Raw genomic sequence first — 1,436 nt, 5'->3', positions numbered from 1 at the left:
TGATCTGAACCCAAAAAGTTAGACACGAAGTTTAGGCAGCTACTTGGGCATGAGTTCGGTATTGAACCGGACTCATGCCTTTTAATTTTGCCTTAATCCGTTTGTGATTATAGTAATAAATATATTTCTCTAATTCTACTTTAAAATGCTCCATGCTCTCAAATTCTTTCAAATAGAGTAATTCAGACTTTAATAAGCCAAAGAAATTCTCCATGACTGCGTTATCTAAGCAATTCCCCTTCCTTGACATACTTTGAGTAATCCCATGTTCTTTCAAAGTATGTTGGTACTGCTTCATTTGATAATGCCAACCTTGATCAGAATGGAGGATGGGGGCGTCTCCATCTTTTAAACGTTCTAAAGCTCTATCCATCATTTTTGAAACAAGTTGATAAACCGGACGTTTTTCCATGCTATAAGCGATGATTTCTCCGTTATATAAATCAAGAACAGGGGACAAATATAGCTTCTCCCCGTATAGATGGAATTCCGTTACGTCCGTTACCCACTTCTCATTTGGCTCTGATGCTGTGAAATCGCGCTCCAAGATATTAGGGGCAATTTTCCCTACCTTTCCACGGTAAGAACGATATTTTTTCATGCGTACAAGGCATTTTAATCCCATTTCATTCATCAATCGTCGGACTGTTTTATGATTGATTTTAATGCCCCGATTACGCAATTCCAATGTGATTCGACGATATCCATATCGTCCTTGATGTTCTTCAAAAATACACTTTATTAATTCTTTAATTTCTTGATACTTGTCTGGACGATTCATTTGTTTTATCCAGTAATAATATGTGCTACGCGCAATACCAGCTACCTTTACAAGATCAGTTACCTTAAACTCATGCCTTAATTCATAGATTACCTGCGCTTTGTCTTGTTCTGTAATCTTTCCTTTTCCTGAATTAAGGCATTCAACTTTTTTAAATAGGCATTCTCCATGCGCAAACGCTCGATTTCAGCTCGTAACGCCTCTTCTGATCCTTCTAATGGTTGAGGTTTGTTTGTTTCTTTTTTCATTGGTGGACGCCCCTTTTGTGTTGGTTTTAGGGCGTCTATTCCATGTAATTCGAAACCTTTTTGCCATTTTTGAATGGTACTATGTGTTGCAATGTTAAATATTGCAGCAGTTTCTCTTATAGACGTCCCTGTCTCTTTTATATAGTTTAGTACGTCTAGTTTAAACTCTGTTGTATAAGATGTATAGGGTTTAATAAAAGCATCTGCACCATGATGTTCAACTTGTTTAATCCAATTTAATAAAACCGTGTGATGTACTCCTATGGATTTCGCTATAAATTTTACCCCCTCCGATCCCTGTTGATAACGAATAACTGCTTCTATTTTTTCCTCTAAATTAAATTTAGCCATATAAAAACTGCACCTCCAATTGTTAGTTGTGCGTCTAACAATTGGGGTGCAGTTCA

General features: G+C 36.8%; 1 protein-coding gene. It reads right to left on the bottom strand.

What is annotated here, in order from left to right:
- Window positions 1-31: 31 nt before the first annotated feature.
- A protein-coding gene (locus M028_RS32115; RefSeq protein WP_155925604.1) for an IS3 family transposase occupies window positions 32-1,380 on the bottom strand; the annotation gives its coding sequence in 2 pieces (ribosomal slippage) (window positions 32-936 and window positions 936-1,380; 1,350 coding nt in all).
- Window positions 1,381-1,436: the final 56 nt, after the last annotated feature.

Source organism: Bacillus sp. UNC438CL73TsuS30, assembly GCF_000482325.1.
Lineage (GTDB): Bacteria > Bacillota > Bacilli > Bacillales > Cytobacillaceae > Neobacillus.
This window is presented reverse-complemented; position numbering and strand designations above follow the sequence as displayed.